The organism is Streptomyces sp. NPDC047000 (assembly GCF_040644295.1).
Lineage (GTDB): Bacteria > Actinomycetota > Actinomycetes > Streptomycetales > Streptomycetaceae > Streptomyces.
The window spans coordinates 1-16,041 of the sequence record NZ_JBEYWE010000019.1; the positions used below are offsets into that span (position 1 = coordinate 1).

The following is a 16,041-nucleotide window of genomic DNA, read 5'->3' on the forward strand; positions in this document are numbered from 1 at the left end:
TTCCGAACCCGGAAGCTAAGCCTCACAGCGCCGATGGTACTGCAGGGGGGACCCTGTGGGAGAGTAGGACACCGCCGAACAATTCTTGAGAAAGGGGAAGCCCCCGCACCATGTGTGCGGGGGCTTTTCTGTTTCTCCGGCGACCTTTGCACGCTGGCCCCCTTTCTCGAGGGGGCCACGAGCCGCGCCTGGTTTCCCTACAGCCGGCCCGCCGCTTTCAGCGCCAGATACGCGTCCGCCAGTGCGGGTGCCAACTCGTCCGGGGTCGCGTCCACGACCGTGACTCCGTTCCTGCGGAGCTGCTCGGCCGTGCGGGCACGTTCCGTCTGCGCCCGGGCCGCCGCGGCGGCCTGATAAACCCCCTCGGTGTCGCCGCGGGACATGGCCATACGCGCGATGTAAGGGTCCGCCACGGAGGCCACCAGGACCGTATGACGCTGGGTGAGCTGCGGCAGAACCGGTAGCAGGCCCTCCTCGACCGGGGCCGCGTCGAGGCTCGTCAGCAGCACCAGCAGGGAGCGGCGCGGGGCCGAGCGCAGTGCGGTCGCGGCAAGGCCGCGGGCGTCGGTCTCCACCAGTTCGGGTTCCAGTGTGGCCATGGCCGCGACCAGTGACGGCAGTACGTCGCGGGCGGCGCGGCCCTGGACGAGGGCCCGCACCCGGCGGTCGTAGCCGAGGAGGTCCACGCGGTCGCCGGCGCGGGACGCCAGGGCCGCCAGGAGCAGGGCCGCGTCCATGGCGGCGTCGAGGCGCGGCACGTCGCCCACGCGGCCCGCGGAGGTGCGGCCGGTGTCGAGTACGAGCAGGATGTGCCGGTCGCGTTCGGGACGCCAGGTGCGGACGGCGACCGCGGAATGCCGGGCGGTGGCACGCCAGTCGATGGAACGGGTGTCGTCGCCGGGGACGTACTCGCGCAGGCTGTCGAACTCCGTGCCCTCACCGCGCTGGAGGAGACTGGTGCGGCCGTCGAGTTCGCGCAGGCGGGCCAGTTTGGCCGGCAGGTGCTTGCGGCTGGTGAAGGGCGGCAGGACACGGACGGTCCAGGGGACCCGGTGGGTGCCCTGGCGGGAGAAGAGACCCAGCGGGCCGTACGAGCGGACGGTCACGCGGTCGGCCTGGCGGTCGCCGCGGCGGGTGGGTCGCAGGACGGTCGTGAGGCGTCTGCGTTCGCCCGCCGGCACGGTCAGACGGTGCCGGGACGCCGTGATCTCCGTACCGGGTTCCCAGCTGCTGGGCGGCCAGGCGTCACGGACCCGGGCACGCAGCGGGCGCGGCGAGGGGTTGGCCAGGGTGAGGGTGACCTCCGCGCTCTCGCCCAGGCGCACGGAGGTGTCACCGGATCGGGTGAGAACGATCCGCCGTACGGGTGCGGCGAGCGCGAAGTCGCATGCGCAGGCGGCCGCCAGGGGTAGATCGACGGCGAGGAGGCCCGTCCAGCTGGGCCCCCACAGACCGACGGGGAGGGTGCCGAGGGCCGCGATGAGCGCGGCGCGTCCGGTGAGCGGCATCAGCGGGGGACCGGGACGTGGGCGAGGACCGCGTTGATGACGGAGTCGGCGGTCACGCCTTCCATCTCCGCCTCGGGCCGCAGCTGGACGCGGTGACGGAGGGTGGGAAGAGCCAGGGCCTTGACGTCGTCGGGGATGACGTAGTCGCGGCCGGTCAGCCAGGCCCACGCACGGGAGGTGGCGAGCAGCGCGGTGGCGCCGCGCGGGGACACTCCGAGGGTGAGGGACGGTGATTCGCGGGTGGCACGGCAGATGTCGACGACGTAGGCGGTGATCTCGGGGGAGACGGTGGTCTTGGCGACGGCGGCGCGGGCCGCGTCGAGGTCGGCCGGCGTGGCGACGGGGCGTACACCGGCGCCCTGGAGGTCGCGTGGATCGAAACCCTCGGCATGGCGGGTGAGGAGATCGATCTCGTCCTGACGGGAGGGCAGAGGGATCGTCAGCTTGAGCAGGAAACGGTCGAGTTGGGCTTCGGGAAGGGGGTAGGTGCCTTCGTACTCGACGGGGTTCTGAGTGGCGGCGACGAGGAAGGGCTCGGGGAGCGGGCGCGGGGTGCCGTCCACGGTCACCTGGCGTTCTTCCATGGCTTCGAGGAGGGACGACTGGGTCTTGGGCGGGGTGCGGTTGATCTCGTCGGCGAGCAGCAGGTTCGTGAAGACCGGGCCGGGCTGGAAGGAGAACTCGGCGCTGCGGGTGTCGTAGACGAGGGAGCCCGTCACGTCGCTCGGCATGAGGTCGGGGGTGAACTGCACCCGCTTGGTGTCGACTTCGAGTGCGGCGGCGAGGGTCCGGACCAGGAGGGTCTTGGCGACGCCGGGGACGCCTTCGAGAAGGACGTGTCCGCGGCACAGGAGGGCGACGACGAGGCCGGTGACGGCGGGGTCCTGGCCGACCACGGCCTTGGCGATCTCGGTGCGCAGGGCCTCCAGTGAGGCTCGGGCCCGGCCCGGGTCCCCGGAGTACGAGGCGTTGTCAGTGGTCGGGGCCATCATGGACGGCGTACCTCTCTTTCGAGGGCGTCGAGGCGGTCGGTGAGGACGACGAGGGCCGTGTCGTCACCGGGTGGAGGGCCGAAGAGGAGGGCGTGCAGGGCCGGTCCGTCGCCGTGGAGGTGGGCGGACAGGGCGGGGATCAGGGCCTCGGGCGTGTGCGCCTGGGCGACGGGGACGCCGACGAGAGGGGCGAGGCGGGTGCGGGTGGCGGCGCGCAGTACGGAGGCGGCGCGGTCGCGGGCGTCGGCCTTGCGGTAGAGGCGGGCACGGCCCTCGACGGTCTCGGAGGCACGGATCGCCACGGGGAGTTTCTCGGGCACGAGCGGGCCGAGCCTGCGGGCCCGCCACAGCGCGGCGAGTGCCGCCGCGACGAAGAGCTGGAGGGTTCCCCAGCGCCAGCCCGCGGGGAGCAGGCCGAGCAGGCCGCGCTGCCCCCGGGGGCCCGCGGCGGTGGTGTCGGAGAGCGAGGGGAGGTACCAGACGAGATGGCTTCGGGAACCGAGGAGTTGCAGGGCGAGGGAGGCGTTGCCCTGCTCGGCGAGACGCTTGTTGAAGAGGATGTCGGGCGCGCCGAGCACGATGGTGTCGCCGGATCCGGCGCCCGCCGGGATGCGCAGCAGGGTGGCCAGGCGCTGGCTCGGGTAGCAGGTGTCGGCGTCGAGGCGGGTGCTGGTGTAGCGCAGGCCGCCGGTGTCGGCGGGGCCCGCGCGCAGGGCCTCGGGCAGGCTGCAGCCGGGGGCGAGTCGCACCTTGGGGCTGATGGCGGGGTCCGCGGTGACTCCGGGGACGAGTTTCTCGACGGACCAGCTGCCGGGGGCGACGAGGACGGTACGGCCGCCGGTGTCGGCGGTCGCCGTGTACAGCCGGGCCTGCTGGCTCTTCGTCAGCAGATCGGGGACGGCGACGAGGAGCGTGGTGTCCGGTCCTGCCGCGGACCGTGCCTGGCCGAGTGTGGTGACCACGCGTGTGGAGACCCCGTGATCGGCGAGGAGTGCGGCGACGGCGTGGCTGCCGTAGGGGTCGGCGGAGCGCGGGTCGAGGGTGCCGTGCCGGGCGTCGGAGCGGATCGCGGCGATGACCACGCCGGCCACGGCGAGGAGGACGAGGGCGAGCGCGATGCCTCGCGAACGGGTCCACACCTGGCGTGCGGTGGGCGAGACCGAGGTGGTGGCCGGGGCGGGTGGAACGGCGGGCCCGGCCGTCGTCGTGGGGGCCGTCACCGGGGGCCTCCCCATCGGCCGCTGTCGGCTGCGGGACGGGCCGTGGCGGCGCTGCCGGCGTGGACGGGTCTGGTGCGTTCCAGGTCGTGGTCGAGTGCGGCGACGTGGCGGTACGCCTCCTCGCTCGCCCTGCGGCCGCCGTACGTCACGTCGTCGAACTCGCGGGCCGCGGCGCGCAGCCGGTCGGTGTGCGCGGGCAGGGCGCGGGCGGCGTCGGCGGCGGCCTCGTCGGCGGTGCGACCGGGGCGGACGTCGAGCAGGGCGCGTTCCTCGAGGGCGCGGACGACAGCGCGCATGCGTTCCTGCAGGGCGGGGTTCCAGTGGCCCTGGGCGGCGTGTGCCTCGGCGGCCGCCCGGTGTTCCGCGGCGGTGCGGGGGCGGTCGCCGAACAGGGCGGGGGCGGAGAGGGCCTGGCGGCGCGGGGTGCCGAGCCGCCACCAGAGGGCCACCACGACGGCCACGACGGCCAGGGCGATGACGGTCAGACCGACGGCTCCGCCCGGGGCGGCGGACGAGGCGGCGCCGAACAGTCTGCCGAGCCAGTCCCAGAAGGCGTTCAGGGCGCGCTCGTACAGGCTGGGGTCGTTCTCGTGGTACAGCCGCTTGGCCAGCTCGCGGCGGGCCGCCTTCTGCGCGGGGTCGCGCGGGACGGTCACGGGCGGTTCGGCGTCGGTGCGGGCCAGGGTCGGCAGGAGGGCGCCGGGGCCGTGCAGCAGGGCGTGTACGGCCGCGCCCGCCGGGTGCGGCAGTGCCGGGACCGCGGTGAGGACTCCCCCCGTCCAGCTCACGCGGTCAGCTCCCCGGGGCGGGCGTGGGGCCGTGGCCCTGGACACCGGCGGCGCGGGCCAGTTCGAGGTCGAGGGCCTCGCGGCGGATGCGCTGGTCGATGTAGAGCAGGACGACCACACCGGCCGTGAGCGGGAAGGTGATCATGGAGCCGATGACGGCGCCGATGCCGCTGATGACGAGGAACGTCCAGCTGACCTGGCTGCCGGTGTCCGTCAGGAAGCCCGTGATGCCGCCGCTGTTCAGCGCCATGCCGATGAAGGTGAAGGGCACGGCGATCACCGACGCCATGATGTTCGCGATGATCATGGCGAGCAGCTGGATGCCGAAGACCCGCCACCAGGAGCCGCGCACCAGCTTCACGGAGCGGCTCAGGGACTTGCGGATGCCCTGCTTCTCGAGCATCAGGGCGGGCGAGGCCAGCGAGAAGCGGATCATGATCCACAGCATGACGACGAAGGCCGCGAGGCCGCCCAGCACGGCGAGGACGGCGCCTGCGGGGCCGGACGCCGTGAAGGCCAGGACGACGCCGGGCGCGGTGCCGACGACGACCACGCCGGTGGCGATGAGGATCAGCAGGGCGATCAGGCCGAACAGCCTCACCACCTGGGGGCGGGCGTCGCGCCATGCCTCGCCCGTGGTCACCGGCTTGCCCAGCACGGCGCGGCTGGTGACGGCCGTCAGCAGGGCGGTGGCGATGACCGTGCCGATCAGGGTGATGATCCAGACGACGCCCAGGCCGGCGACGGTGTCGCCGAGGGCGCGGGCCGTCTCGTCGCTGGTGGCCTTCGGGTCGTCGAGTGCCGCGGTGCTCGTGAGGTCGTTCAGGACGAAGCCCTGGAACAGCACGACGATGGTGCGGGTGACGATCGCGACGGTGAGGGAGATGCCCAGGACCGTGCGCCAGTAGGTGCGCATGGTGGACACCGCGCCGTCGAGTATCTCGCCCACGCCGAGCGGGCGCAGCGGGATGACGCCGGGCTTGGCGGCGGGCGGCGGGCCGCCCCAGGGGACGCCGTAGCCGCCGGGCCGGCCGTAGCCGTACCCGCCGGGGCTTCCGGGACCGCCGTATCCGCCCGGGCCGCCGTACCCGCCGGGGGCTCCGGGGCCGCCCCAGCCCTGGCCGGGCGGTGGCGGGGGAGGTGTACGACCGGGGCCCGGGGCGCCTGCGGGTGCGGACCACTGGCCGGGCGGTGGCTGGTTGCCGGACCACTTGGCGCCGGTGCCGCCCGGGTCCCCGGAGGGTTCGCCGCCGGAGGGCCCGTCGGGGCGGGGCGCGCCGGGCTCCTGCCCGTCGGACGGGGCCGATCCGGGCGAGGCCCAGCCCGGAGTGTCGTTCATCGTCGCTCCTCCACGGTGCGCGTCCGGCGGGCGCCTTGGCTCGTTCGCAGCCATCGTGCCATGCGCAGGTCACAAGGTCAGTGGCCCCCGTATGGGCTGCGTACCTTCAATTGTCCGCCGGATCCGGGGCAGACTGACCGCATGGCTGATCAGTACGCGCGACCCGGCGACGACAACCGGCCCACCGAGATCCCCGTGATCCGCTGGGAGGAGCCACCCGAGGGCCCTGTGCTGGTCCTCCTGGACCAGACGAGACTGCCGGCGGAGGAGGTCGAGCTGGTGTGCACGGACGCGTCGGCGCTGGTCGACGCGATCCGCTCGCTCGCCGTGCGGGGCGCGCCCCTGCTCGGTATCGCCGGCGCCTACGGCGTCGCGCTCGCCGCCGCACGCGGCTTCGACGTGGACGAGGCGGCGAACGCGCTCGCGGCGGCGCGTCCCACCGCCGTGAACCTGTCCCACGGGGTACGCCGCGCCGAGGCCGCCTACCGGGCGGGGCTCGCGAAGACCGGGGACTCGAAGCTGTCGTCCGCGATGGCGCTGGCCGCCGCGCGGGCGCTGCACCAGGAGGACGCCGAGGCCAGCACCCGGATGGCGCAGCACGGGCTCGCCCTTCTCGACGAGCTGCTGCCCGGCGGCGGCCACCGTGTCCTGACTCACTGCAACACCGGCTCGCTGGTCTCCGGCGGCGAGGGCACGGCCTTCGCGGTGGCCCTCGCGGCGCACCGGCAGGGCAGGCTCAGGCGCCTCTGGGTGGACGAAACGCGTCCGTTGCTGCAAGGTGCTCGCCTGACGGCTTATGAGGCGGCACGCAGCGGCATGGCGTACACCCTGTTGACCGACGGTGCGGCGGGTTCGCTGTTCTCGGCCGGTGAGGTGGACGCGGTGCTCATCGGAGCGGACCGCATCGCGGCCGACGGTTCGGTGGCGAACAAGGTGGGGAGCTATCCGCTCGCGGTGCTCGCGCGGTACCACCATGTGCCGTTCATCGTCGTGGCACCCGTCACGACGGTGGATCCGCAGACGCCGGACGGGGCGTCCATCGAAGTGGAACAGCGCCCCGGATACGAGGTGACCGAGGTCACAGCACCCCAGGTGCCGGTGGCCGGAGCGGGAGGCGGGATTCCGGTGGCACCCCTGGGAACCCAGGCGTACAACCCGGCATTCGACGTGACACCGCCGGAGTTGGTGACGGCGATCGTCACCGAGGAAGGCGTCGTCTCGCCCGTGACGGCCGAGGGGCTTGCCACGCTGTGTGCCAGGTCACGCCAGGTAACGATTTAGCTAATGGGATGATGTCGTTTATGAAGGGACGAGTCCTTGTCGTCGACGACGACACGGCACTGGCCGAGATGCTCGGCATCGTGCTGCGTGGTGAAGGTTTCGAGCCGTCTTTCGTAGCCGACGGCGACAAGGCGCTGGCTGCGTTCCGTGAGGCCAAGCCCGATCTGGTACTGCTCGACCTGATGCTGCCCGGCCGGGACGGCATCGAGGTGTGCCGCCTGATCAGGGCGGAGTCCGGGGTGCCGATCGTGATGCTCACGGCCAAGAGCGACACGGTCGATGTCGTCGTGGGCCTGGAGTCGGGCGCCGACGACTACATCGTCAAGCCGTTCAAGCCGAAGGAGCTGGTCGCCCGGATCCGGGCGCGGCTGCGCAGGTCGGAGGAACCGGCACCCGAGCAGCTCACCATCGGTGACCTGGTCATCGACGTGGCCGGGCACTCCGTGAAACGGGAGGGGCACTCCATCGCGCTGACCCCGCTGGAGTTCGACCTGCTGGTCGCGCTGGCCCGCAAGCCGTGGCAGGTGTTCACCCGTGAGGTGCTCCTGGAACAGGTGTGGGGCTACCGGCACGCCGCCGACACCCGCCTGGTCAACGTGCACGTCCAGCGGCTGCGCTCCAAGGTCGAGAAGGACCCGGAGCGGCCGGAGATCGTGGTGACCGTCCGTGGCGTCGGCTACAAGGCGGGACCGAGCTGACATGTCCGGAGACAGCGCCGCTTCGGCTCCCGGCCGGCCCGGGGCCCGCGGGGAGCGGCCTGTCGGCCGGAAAAGGCCGGGCTCACGCCGGGGACGCCTCCTGGCGGGCGGGCTGCTGCAGGGCGGGGTGCAGGGCAGCCCGGTCCTGAGGCTGCTGCTGCGCTGGGTGCGCCGCCCGCTGCTGCCCGTCATGCGGCTGTGGCGGCGCAACATCCAGCTCAGGGTCGTCGCCACGACCCTGCTGATGTCGCTGGGCGTCGTCCTGCTGCTGGGTTTCGTCGTCATCGGCCAGGTGCGCAACGGACTGCTCGACGCCAAGGTCAAGGCGTCGCAGAGTCAGGCCACCGGTGGCTTCGGGGTGGCCAGGCAGAAGGCCGACGAGGCCGCCGCCGGGACCGGTGAGAACACCACGGCGTCGGACGGCAGCCGTCCCTCGCAGAACGTCATCCAGTGGATGAGCGATCTTGTCGAGTCGCTGTCCAGCGGTGGTCAGGGCGCCTTCGACGTGGTGACGCTGCCCGCGGGCGAGGACAGCGGCGGCGGGCGCGGACCGCGCGCCTCCGGCGGCGTCGACCCGAACGTCAGCGTGCCCGAGAACCTGCGCGAGCGGGTCGACCGGAACACGGTGGCCGCCCAGAGCTACACCCGCATCGTCTACAAGGACCAGGTCCAGGAGTCGCAGCCCGCCCTCGTCATCGGCAAGCAGGTCAACGACCCGAACGGCGACCCGTACCAGCTCTACTACCTCTTCCCGCTCACGCAGGAGGAGAAGTCGCTGAGCCTGGTCAAGACGACGCTGGCGACGGCCGGGCTGTTCGTCGTCGTCCTGCTCGGCGCCATCGCCTGGCTCGTGGTGCGCCAGGTGGTCACGCCGGTGCGGATGGCCGCCGGGATCGCGGAGCGGCTGTCCGCGGGGCGGCTGCAGGAACGCATGAAGGTCACCGGTGAGGACGACATCGCCCGGCTGGGCGAGGCGTTCAACAAGATGGCGCAGAACCTCCAGCTCAAGATCCAGCAGCTGGAGGACCTCTCCCGGATGCAGCGGCGCTTCGTGTCCGACGTGTCGCACGAGCTGCGCACGCCCCTGACCACCGTACGGATGGCCGCCGACGTCATCCACGAGGCGCGCGAGGACTTCGACCCCGTCACCGCGCGGTCCGCCGAGCTGCTCGCCGATCAGCTGGACCGGTTCGAGTCGCTGCTGGCCGATCTGCTGGAGATCAGCCGCTTCGACGCCGGTGCGGCGGCCCTGGAGGCCGAGCCGATAGACCTGCGGGAAGTCGTGCGCCGGGTCGTCAGCGGCGCCGAGCCGCTCGCCGAGCGCAAGGGCTCGCGCGTCCGGATCACGGGCGACCAGCAGCCCGTCGTCGCCGAGGCCGACGCCCGGCGCGTGGAGCGCGTGCTGCGCAACCTCGTCGTCAACGCCGTGGAGCACGGCGAGGGCAGGGACGTGGTCGTCCGGCTGGCCACCGCGGGCGGCGCCGTCGCCGTCGCGGTGCGCGACTACGGCGTCGGGCTCAAGCCCGGCGAGGCGACCCGCGTCTTCAGCCGCTTCTGGCGCGCCGACCCGGCCCGCGCCCGCACCACCGGCGGCACCGGCCTGGGGCTGTCGATCGCGCTCGAGGACGCCCGGCTGCACGGCGGCTGGCTCCAGGCATGGGGCGAGCCGGGCGGCGGCTCGCAGTTCCGGCTGACGCTGCCGCGCACCGCGGACGAGCCGCTGCGGGGCTCGCCGATACCGCTCGAACCCAAGGACTCGCGCCGCAACCGCGGCCTCGGCGACAAGCGCGCCACCGTGCCCGCCCAGCCCACCTCCGGACCGGTGCCGCCGCTGCCGCACGGGGCGACCATCGCACCGCGCCCGGTGCCCGGACAGGCGCCCGCCGCCGACCCGGCCGCGCTGCCCGGCAACGGAGGCGGGGCGCGCGTGGTGCCCAGGGCCGCCACGGGCGCCCGCCGCGCCGAGGGCACACCGGCGGCGGACATCACCACGGTGGACACGGCGGCAGCGGACCCGGCGGCCGCCCGCAGCGGCCCGGTCGCCGGACCGCGGGACTCGCATCGGCCAGGGGAGGCATTTCGTGGGCGCTGACCGCGACGGGGGCGCCCGGCGCAGCAGGCCCGGACGCGCCGTGGCCTGTGCCGCGTTCGGCGCCGTCCTGCTGGCCGGCTGCGCCTCGATGCCCGACAGCGGCGACCTGAGCGACGTGGCGTCCACGCCCAGACAGGACACCCAGGTGCGGGTCTTCGCCATGCCGCCCCGCGAGGACGCCCTGCCCGGGGAGATAGTGCAGGGCTTCCTGGAGGCGCTGACCAGCGACGACCCGCACTACGACACCGCGCGCAAGTACCTCACCGATGACGCCGCGCGCACCTGGCGGCCGGAGCGGTCCACGACCGTGCTGGAGACCGGGCCGAGCATCGAGCTCCAGCGCGGGTCGGGCGGCCGGGAGAACGCCGACAGCCTCACCTACTCGCTGTCCGGCACCAGCGTCGCCACGGTGGACGCCCAGCAGGCCTACTCACCGGCCGGCGGCCAGTACGGCAAGCCGGTGCACCTCGTCCGCGACACCAAGACCGACCAGTGGCGCATCGACGGACTGCCGCAGGGCATCGTCATGGCCAAGTCGGACTTCCAGCGCAACTACATGTCCGTGAACAAGTACTACTTCGCCTCGGACATCGCGGCCGGGGACCAGCCGGCGGCGGTGGCGGACCCCGTGTACGTGCGGGAACGCGTCGACCCGATGACACAGGTCGTGCGTTCTCTGCTGGCGGGGCCCACCACCTGGCTCGGCCCCGCGGTCCGCTCGAGCTTCCCCGCCGGCACGGAGCTGCGCAAGGGCGTCACGTCGCTGACGCCCGACGACCAGAACAGGCTGACGGTGCCGCTGGACGTGACGGCGAAGAAGGCCGGCGCCGCCCGGTGCACCGAGATGGCGACGCAGCTCCTGTTCACGCTGCAGACCCTGACGCCCACGGTCGACAGCGTCGAACTGGAGGCGGCGGACGGCTCCTCGCTGTGCACCCTGGGCGAGGGCGCGGCCGAAGGCGTCGCCGCGCACGGCTCCGCGAAACGCCCCGAGTACGTGTACTTCCTGGACGACAGGCACCGGCTGGTGCGCGTCCCGGCCGGCAGCAGCGCCACGACCCCCGAACCGGTGCCGGGCGCGCTGGGCGAGGGCGTCAAGCAGCTGGGGTCGGTGGCGGTCTCCCGGGACGAGCACACCGCGGCGGGCGTCTCCCTGGACGGCAGGTCGCTCTACGTCGCCTCGGTCGCGTCGAGCGGCTCGCTCGGCGAGCCGGTCCTGACCAGCGACGGCAAGACCGCGGACAACGCTCTGACCGCCCCCAGCTGGGACTCCCGCGGCGATCTGTGGGTCGCCGACCGCGATCCCGCCCATACCCGGCTGGTCCTGCTGGCGCAGGGCGCCGGCCAGCCGCTCGTGGTGCGCACACCGCAGCTCGACGGCAGGATCGCGGCACTGCGGGTGGCCGCCGACGGCACGCGGATCGCGCTCGTCGTGGAGAAGGACGGCAAGCGTTCCCTCCTCGTCGGCCGGATCCAGCGGCTGGAGGCCGGACCGGGCAAGCAGCCCGTCGTCTCGGTCCTCGGCCTGCGGTCCGTCGCCCCCGGCCTGGAGGACGTCACGGCCATGTCGTGGGCCGGGGACGGCCGGCTCGTCGTGGCCGGGCACGAGCAGGGCGGCCTGCAGCAGATGCGGTACGTCCAGGTCGACGGCTCCGTGCCGGAGGGCCAGGCACCCGCCGCGCTGACCGGGGTGAAGCAGATCGCCGCGTCCGAGGACGACCGGATGCCGCTGGTCGCCTACTCGGAGGACGGCATCGTCAGGCTGCCGTCGGGGACGCAGTGGCAGAAGCTGGTGAAGTCGGGTTCCGGGCCGGTCTATCCGGGGTGACGGCCGTGCCGGGTGAGGCCCGGGACACCCCGTGGTGAGTTGTCCACAGCACGTTGTCCACAGGGGTGGCCGACCGGTTCCGGCAGAGGCACAGTGGGGTGATGCGGGCGTGGTGGCAGGACCTCACCGACCTGGTGCTTCCGGCTGATTGCGGCGGCTGCGGAAGGCCCCGCGCGGTGCTCTGCCCGCAGTGCCGCCGGGCGCTGACCGGGCCGGCTCCGAGCCGGGTGCGGCCGGTGCCGGAGCCACCGGGGCTGCCCGTGGTGTGCGCGGCGGCGCCCTACGAGGACACCGTGCGCGCGGTTCTCCTCGCCCACAAGGAACGTGGCGCGCTGGCCCTCGCGCACCCTCTGGGCGCGGCGCTCGCGGGCTCCGTGCGCGCGGTGCTCCAGGAGGTGCGGGACGGGCGAGGTGTGCTGCTGGAGGGGCCAGGACGGGTGTCGACGGGGCGTCAGGGGCGCCCGGCGGGTCCCCGCGCGGCGGTACTGCTGGTGCCGGTGCCCTCCGCACGCGGTGCGGTACGGGCCCGGGGCCACGACCCGGTGCGGCGGATCGCGCTCGCGGCGGCGGCCGAGCTGCGGCGGACCGGGACCCCGGCCCGCATGCTCGCGGTGCTGCGGCAGCGCCGGGCGGTGGCCGACCAGTCCGGACTCGGCTCCCGGCAGCGACTGGCCAATCTCGCCGGTGCGCTCGAGGCGGTGCCGGGCGGTCGGCTGCCGGCCGGGGCCCGGGTGGTCCTCGTCGACGACCTGCTGACCACCGGGGCCACGCTGGCGGAGGCGGCGCGGGCACTGCGGACGGCGCCGCGGGCCGACGGGGCGAGTGACGTGAGAGACGTGGGCGACGGGGCGACGGCTGTGTACGCGGCGCCGCTCAGGGAAGGCATGGAGGAACGAAGAGACGGATCGGGGGGAGTGGCGAACGGGGCACGGGGAGCGAAGGGGAACCGCGTGTACGACGCACCGGAAAGGGCGGGTGCGAACAGCGCCGTCCGTCCGGTTACGGCCGCCGTGGTGGCGGCCCCTCCGGATTCCTTCGAAATCCTTTGGAACTGACCGCTGAGGCGGGTCGTTGCAGGTAATGAGAGGGCCAATTCGGCGAAACGGAGGTACTGCTCGATAGAGGGTGACGACATCCCTCCGGGCGAGATATGTTCAGGTTGTGGGGGAAAGGCGCAGGCCATACCCCTCATATCCGAATGCCGTGCGGAGTTTTCCGAATCACTCGCGGTGGCGGGATGGAGATCCCGTCCGTGGGGGAGGAGGAGGTGGAAGGTCACCGAGTCCAAGGTTCCGGGGCTCACCGGAGCCGGGTGCGAAAGGGAGATGCTCCGCCGCTGGGGCGGGGCTATCCGGGAACGGAGTTCTGCGTGGACATCGTCGTCAAGGGCCACAAGACCGAGGTGCCCGAGCGGTTCCGCAAGCACGTGGTCGAGAAGCTGAAGCTGGAGAAGATCCAGAAGCTCGATGGCAAGGTGATCAGCCTCGACGTCGAGGTGTCCAAGGAGCCCAACCCCCGACAGGCCGACCGTTCCGACCGAGTGGAGATCACGCTCCGCTCCCGTGGCCCGGTGATCCGGGCGGAGGCAGCGGCCAGCGATCCGTACGCGGCCCTCGACCTGGCGGCAGAGAAGCTGGAGGCCCGGCTGCGCAAGCAGCACGACAAGCGTTACTCGCGCCGCGGACGCCGTATCTCGGCCGCCGAGGTCCCCGACCACGTCCCGGGCGCGGCCACGCTCGACGTCAACGGCGACATCGTGGGGGAGGAGGACCAGGGCGCGGTACCCACGAAGCGGATCGGCTCGCTGGAGGTGCAGGGCGAAGGCCCGCTGGTGGTCCGGGAGAAGACCCACGTCGCGGCCCCGATGACCCTCGACCAGGCCCTGTACGAGATGGAACTGGTGGGGCACGACTTCTATCTGTTCGTCGACTCCGAGACGAAGGAACCCAGCGTCGTCTACCGGCGGCACGCGTACGACTACGGCGTGATCCACCTGCGGACCGACACCATGATCACCGAGGCACCCTCCCCCGACGCGGGCGGTTCCCTGGGCGGCTGACCCGCACCCGGTCGGCAGAGCCGAGGCGGTGCCCCTGGAGCGTGTGTGCGCCCCCAGGGGCACCGGTGTGCCACCACTTCACCCTCGCGTCGGCACCGTCCTGCCGCGCGGGCATGGAATCATGGCCGTGCGGTCCAATCGGTGGGCCGCTGCCTTGGGTTGGCGATGGCGCAGGACCGCAGGCCACAGCCTTCAGGGGGAGGAACGATGGCGGACAGCTTCGGACCGATGCAGGAGGGGAATGCCGGCGGCGTCGGCACGGGCCCGGACCCGGGTGCGAACACCTCACGCAAGGAGCCGATCAGAGTCCTTGTCGTCGACGACCACGCCCTCTTCCGCCGTGGTCTGGAGATCGTGCTGGCCGCCGAGGAGGACATCCAGGTCGTCGGTGAGGCCGGCGACGGCGCCGAGGCCGTCGACAAGGCGGCCGACCTGCTGCCCGACATCGTCCTGATGGACGTGCGGATGCCCAAGCGGGGCGGTATCGAGGCGTGCACCTCCATCAAGGAGGTGGCACCCAGCGCCAAGATCATCATTCTGACGATCAGCGACGAGGAGGCCGACCTCTACGACGCGATCAAGGCGGGTGCGACCGGCTACCTCCTCAAGGAGATCTCCACCGACGAGGTCGCCACCGCGATCCGCGCGGTCGCCGACGGGCAGTCGCAGATCAGCCCCTCCATGGCCTCGAAGCTGCTCACCGAGTTCAAGTCGATGATCCAGCGGACCGACGAACGGCGGCTGGTGCCCGCGCCGCGCCTGACGGACCGTGAGCTGGAGGTCCTCAAGCTCGTCGCCACGGGGATGAACAACCGGGACATCGCCAAGGAGCTGTACATCTCCGAGAACACCGTGAAGAACCATGTGCGCAACATCCTGGAGAAGCTGCAGCTGCACTCCAGGATGGAGGCGGTGGTCTACGCGATGCGGGAGAAGATCCTCGAGATCCGCTGAGCGGGCGTGGCCGGCGGTCCGGGCGGGTCTCAGAGCAGGGCGGCCAGGGCCGCGGCGAGAGGGGCGCGCAGTTCCGGGGCGTCCACCCGTTCCAGCCGTACGTCCGTGCAGTCCACCCAGCCCGCCGCCTCGGCCAGCGCCTGGGCCGCCGCCGGGACCGCCTTCGGGCCCGCCAGGCTGATCTGCCGGGCGACCAGGACACGGCCCTCCCGCGCCGGGTCCACCCGGCCCACCAGCTGCCCGCCGGCGAGGATCGGCATGGCGAAGTAGCCGTGTATGCGCTTGACCTTCGGGACGTACGCCTCCAGGCGGTGGGTGAAACCGAAGATCCGCTCCGTGCGTGCCCGTTCCCAGATCAGCGAGTCGAAGGGGGACAGCAGCGTGGTGCGGTGACGGCCACGGGGCACGGTCTCCAGGGCCGCCGGGTCGGCCCAGGCGGGCTTGTCCCAGCCCTCGACCGCGACCGGGACAAGACCCGAGTCGGCGATCACCGCGTCGAACTCCTCGCGTCTGAGCCGGTGGTAGTCGGCGATGTCCGCGCGCGTGCCGACGCCCAGCGACCGACCGGCCAGGCCCACCAGTCTGCGCAGACACTCCCTGTCGTCCAGATCGTCGTGCAGCAGCCCGGCGGGGATCGCGCGCTCGGCCAGGTCGTACACCCGCTTCCAGCCGCGGCGCTCCACGCACACCACCTCGCCGTACATCAGCGCCCGTTCGGCCGCGACCTTGGTGCCGGACCAGTCCCACCACGCGCTCGTCCGCTTCGCGCCGCCCAGTTCCGTCGCGGTGAGCGGGCCTTCGGCTCGGAGCTGCTTGATCACCTGTTCGTAGGCGCCGGCCGGGAGGTCGTGGCCCCAGTGCGGGTGAGCGCGGTAGGCGCGGCGGCGGAAGGCGAAGTGCGGCCACTCCTCGACGGGCAGCACACAGGCGGCGTGGGACCAGTACTCGAACGCGTGCGCGTCCTTCCAGTAGGCGTGCTCGACCGTGGTGCGGCCCACCGCGCCGAGGCGGGCGTAGGGGACGAGCTCGTGGGAGCGGGCGAGGACGGAGATGGTGTCGAGCTGGACCGCGCCGAGGTGGCGGAGGACACCGCGGACGCCTGCGCGGCGGGCGGGGGCGGAGGTGCCGGTTCCGAGGAAGCCCTGGGCTCTCAGGACGAGGCGGCGGGCCTCCGCTGCGGAGAGGGCGGTCTGCGGGCGGGGGGCGGCGGGTGTCATGGGCGCACGATAGGCGGTGCCACTGACAGCGGGGGGTGGTTCGGGGGTTCGCGCGGGTGCGGGGG

General features: G+C 73.0%; 13 protein-coding genes and 1 rRNA gene. 8 read left to right on the forward strand and 6 right to left on the reverse strand.

Annotated features, from left to right (window positions below; all coding sequences use genetic code 11):
* Positions 1-80 (forward strand): 5S ribosomal RNA (gene rrf / locus ABZ862_RS25965); the annotation flags it as partial.
* 117 nt (positions 81-197) lie between these two features.
* Here rrf and ABZ862_RS25970 read toward each other — a convergent pair.
* The 5 genes from ABZ862_RS25970 to ABZ862_RS25990 are packed head-to-tail and all read right to left on the reverse strand — an operon-like array spanning position 198 to position 5,847.
* Positions 198-1,508, reverse strand: a complete 1,311-nt coding sequence (locus tag ABZ862_RS25970; RefSeq protein WP_360962473.1) for a DUF58 domain-containing protein — start codon at positions 1,506-1,508, stop codon at positions 198-200.
* A complete protein-coding gene (locus ABZ862_RS25975; protein ID WP_360962476.1) occupies positions 1,508-2,497 on the reverse strand; it encodes a MoxR family ATPase in 990 nt (329 codons plus the stop codon). The genes ABZ862_RS25970 and ABZ862_RS25975 overlap by 1 nt, the downstream gene beginning before the upstream one ends.
* Positions 2,497-3,720, reverse strand: a complete 1,224-nt coding sequence (locus ABZ862_RS25980) for a DUF4350 domain-containing protein (RefSeq protein ID WP_360962479.1) — start codon at positions 3,718-3,720, stop codon at positions 2,497-2,499. Before ABZ862_RS25980 ends, ABZ862_RS25975 begins: the two co-directional genes overlap by 1 nt.
* Positions 3,717-4,508, reverse strand: coding sequence for a DUF4129 domain-containing protein (locus ABZ862_RS25985; RefSeq protein WP_360962482.1), 792 nt, complete (start codon positions 4,506-4,508; stop codon positions 3,717-3,719). The genes ABZ862_RS25980 and ABZ862_RS25985 overlap by 4 nt, the downstream gene beginning before the upstream one ends.
* A 4-nt stretch (positions 4,509-4,512) precedes the next feature.
* On the reverse strand, positions 4,513-5,847 hold the full coding sequence (locus ABZ862_RS25990) for a glycerophosphoryl diester phosphodiesterase membrane domain-containing protein (protein WP_360962485.1): 1,335 nt from the start codon (positions 5,845-5,847) through the stop codon (positions 4,513-4,515).
* A 141-nt stretch (positions 5,848-5,988) separates the two neighbouring features.
* On the opposite strand from ABZ862_RS25990, the gene mtnA reads away from it, so the two are divergent.
* The 7 genes from mtnA to ABZ862_RS26025 all read left to right on the forward strand — a co-directional run bounded on the left by mtnA (position 5,989) and on the right by ABZ862_RS26025 (position 14,759).
* Complete coding sequence (gene mtnA, locus ABZ862_RS25995) at positions 5,989-7,128, forward strand: S-methyl-5-thioribose-1-phosphate isomerase (protein ID WP_360962487.1); 1,140 nt, start codon at positions 5,989-5,991, stop codon at positions 7,126-7,128.
* 8 nt (positions 7,129-7,136) lie between these two features.
* Positions 7,137-7,826 (forward strand): two-component system response regulator MtrA, encoded by a 690-nt coding sequence (mtrA, locus tag ABZ862_RS26000; RefSeq protein WP_360962489.1) that lies wholly within the window; start codon positions 7,137-7,139, stop codon positions 7,824-7,826.
* A gap of 1 nt (position 7,827) precedes the next feature.
* Positions 7,828-9,918: an MtrAB system histidine kinase MtrB gene (gene mtrB / locus ABZ862_RS26005; protein ID WP_360962492.1), complete on the forward strand. Its 2,091-nt coding sequence runs from the start codon at positions 7,828-7,830 to the stop codon at positions 9,916-9,918.
* Positions 9,908-11,746: an LpqB family beta-propeller domain-containing protein gene (locus ABZ862_RS26010; protein WP_360962495.1), complete on the forward strand. Its 1,839-nt coding sequence runs from the start codon at positions 9,908-9,910 to the stop codon at positions 11,744-11,746. Before mtrB ends, ABZ862_RS26010 begins: the two co-directional genes overlap by 11 nt.
* Before the next feature lie 101 nt (positions 11,747-11,847).
* Positions 11,848-12,801, forward strand: coding sequence for a phosphoribosyltransferase family protein (locus tag ABZ862_RS26015; RefSeq protein WP_360962498.1), 954 nt, complete (start codon positions 11,848-11,850; stop codon positions 12,799-12,801).
* Between the two features lie 314 nt (positions 12,802-13,115).
* Positions 13,116-13,805, forward strand: coding sequence for a ribosome-associated translation inhibitor RaiA (gene raiA, locus ABZ862_RS26020; RefSeq protein WP_360962501.1), 690 nt, complete (start codon positions 13,116-13,118; stop codon positions 13,803-13,805).
* Positions 13,806-14,012: 207 nt separating this feature from the next.
* Positions 14,013-14,759, forward strand: a complete 747-nt coding sequence (locus ABZ862_RS26025; RefSeq protein WP_360962504.1) for a response regulator transcription factor — start codon at positions 14,013-14,015, stop codon at positions 14,757-14,759.
* 29 nt (positions 14,760-14,788) lie between these two features.
* Here the strand turns inward: ABZ862_RS26025 and ABZ862_RS26030 are convergent, their stop codons facing one another.
* Positions 14,789-15,976, reverse strand: coding sequence for a crosslink repair DNA glycosylase YcaQ family protein (locus ABZ862_RS26030; protein WP_360962507.1), 1,188 nt, complete (start codon positions 15,974-15,976; stop codon positions 14,789-14,791).
* Between the last annotated feature and the right edge of the window lie 65 nt (positions 15,977-16,041).

Excerpts from the sequence above, each read along its gene's own strand:
- ABZ862_RS25975 (WP_360962476.1), bottom strand. The coding sequence starts at position 2,497 with ATGGCCCCGACCACTGACAACGCCTCGTACTCCGGGGACCCGGGCCGG.
- ABZ862_RS26025 (WP_360962504.1), top strand. The coding sequence starts at position 14,013 with ATGGCGGACAGCTTCGGACCGATGCAGGAGGGGAATGCCGGCGGCGTC.
- ABZ862_RS26030 (WP_360962507.1), bottom strand. The coding sequence starts at position 15,976 with ATGACACCCGCCGCCCCCCGCCCGCAGACCGCCCTCTCCGCAGCGGAG.
- ABZ862_RS25970 (WP_360962473.1), bottom strand. The coding sequence starts at position 1,508 with ATGCCGCTCACCGGACGCGCCGCGCTCATCGCGGCCCTCGGCACCCTC.
- ABZ862_RS26015 (WP_360962498.1), top strand. The coding sequence starts at position 11,848 with ATGCGGGCGTGGTGGCAGGACCTCACCGACCTGGTGCTTCCGGCTGAT.
- ABZ862_RS25990 (WP_360962485.1), bottom strand. The coding sequence starts at position 5,847 with ATGAACGACACTCCGGGCTGGGCCTCGCCCGGATCGGCCCCGTCCGAC.
- mtrA (WP_360962489.1), top strand. The coding sequence starts at position 7,137 with ATGATGTCGTTTATGAAGGGACGAGTCCTTGTCGTCGACGACGACACG.
- mtnA (WP_360962487.1), top strand. The coding sequence starts at position 5,989 with ATGGCTGATCAGTACGCGCGACCCGGCGACGACAACCGGCCCACCGAG.
- mtrB (WP_360962492.1), top strand. The coding sequence starts at position 7,828 with ATGTCCGGAGACAGCGCCGCTTCGGCTCCCGGCCGGCCCGGGGCCCGC.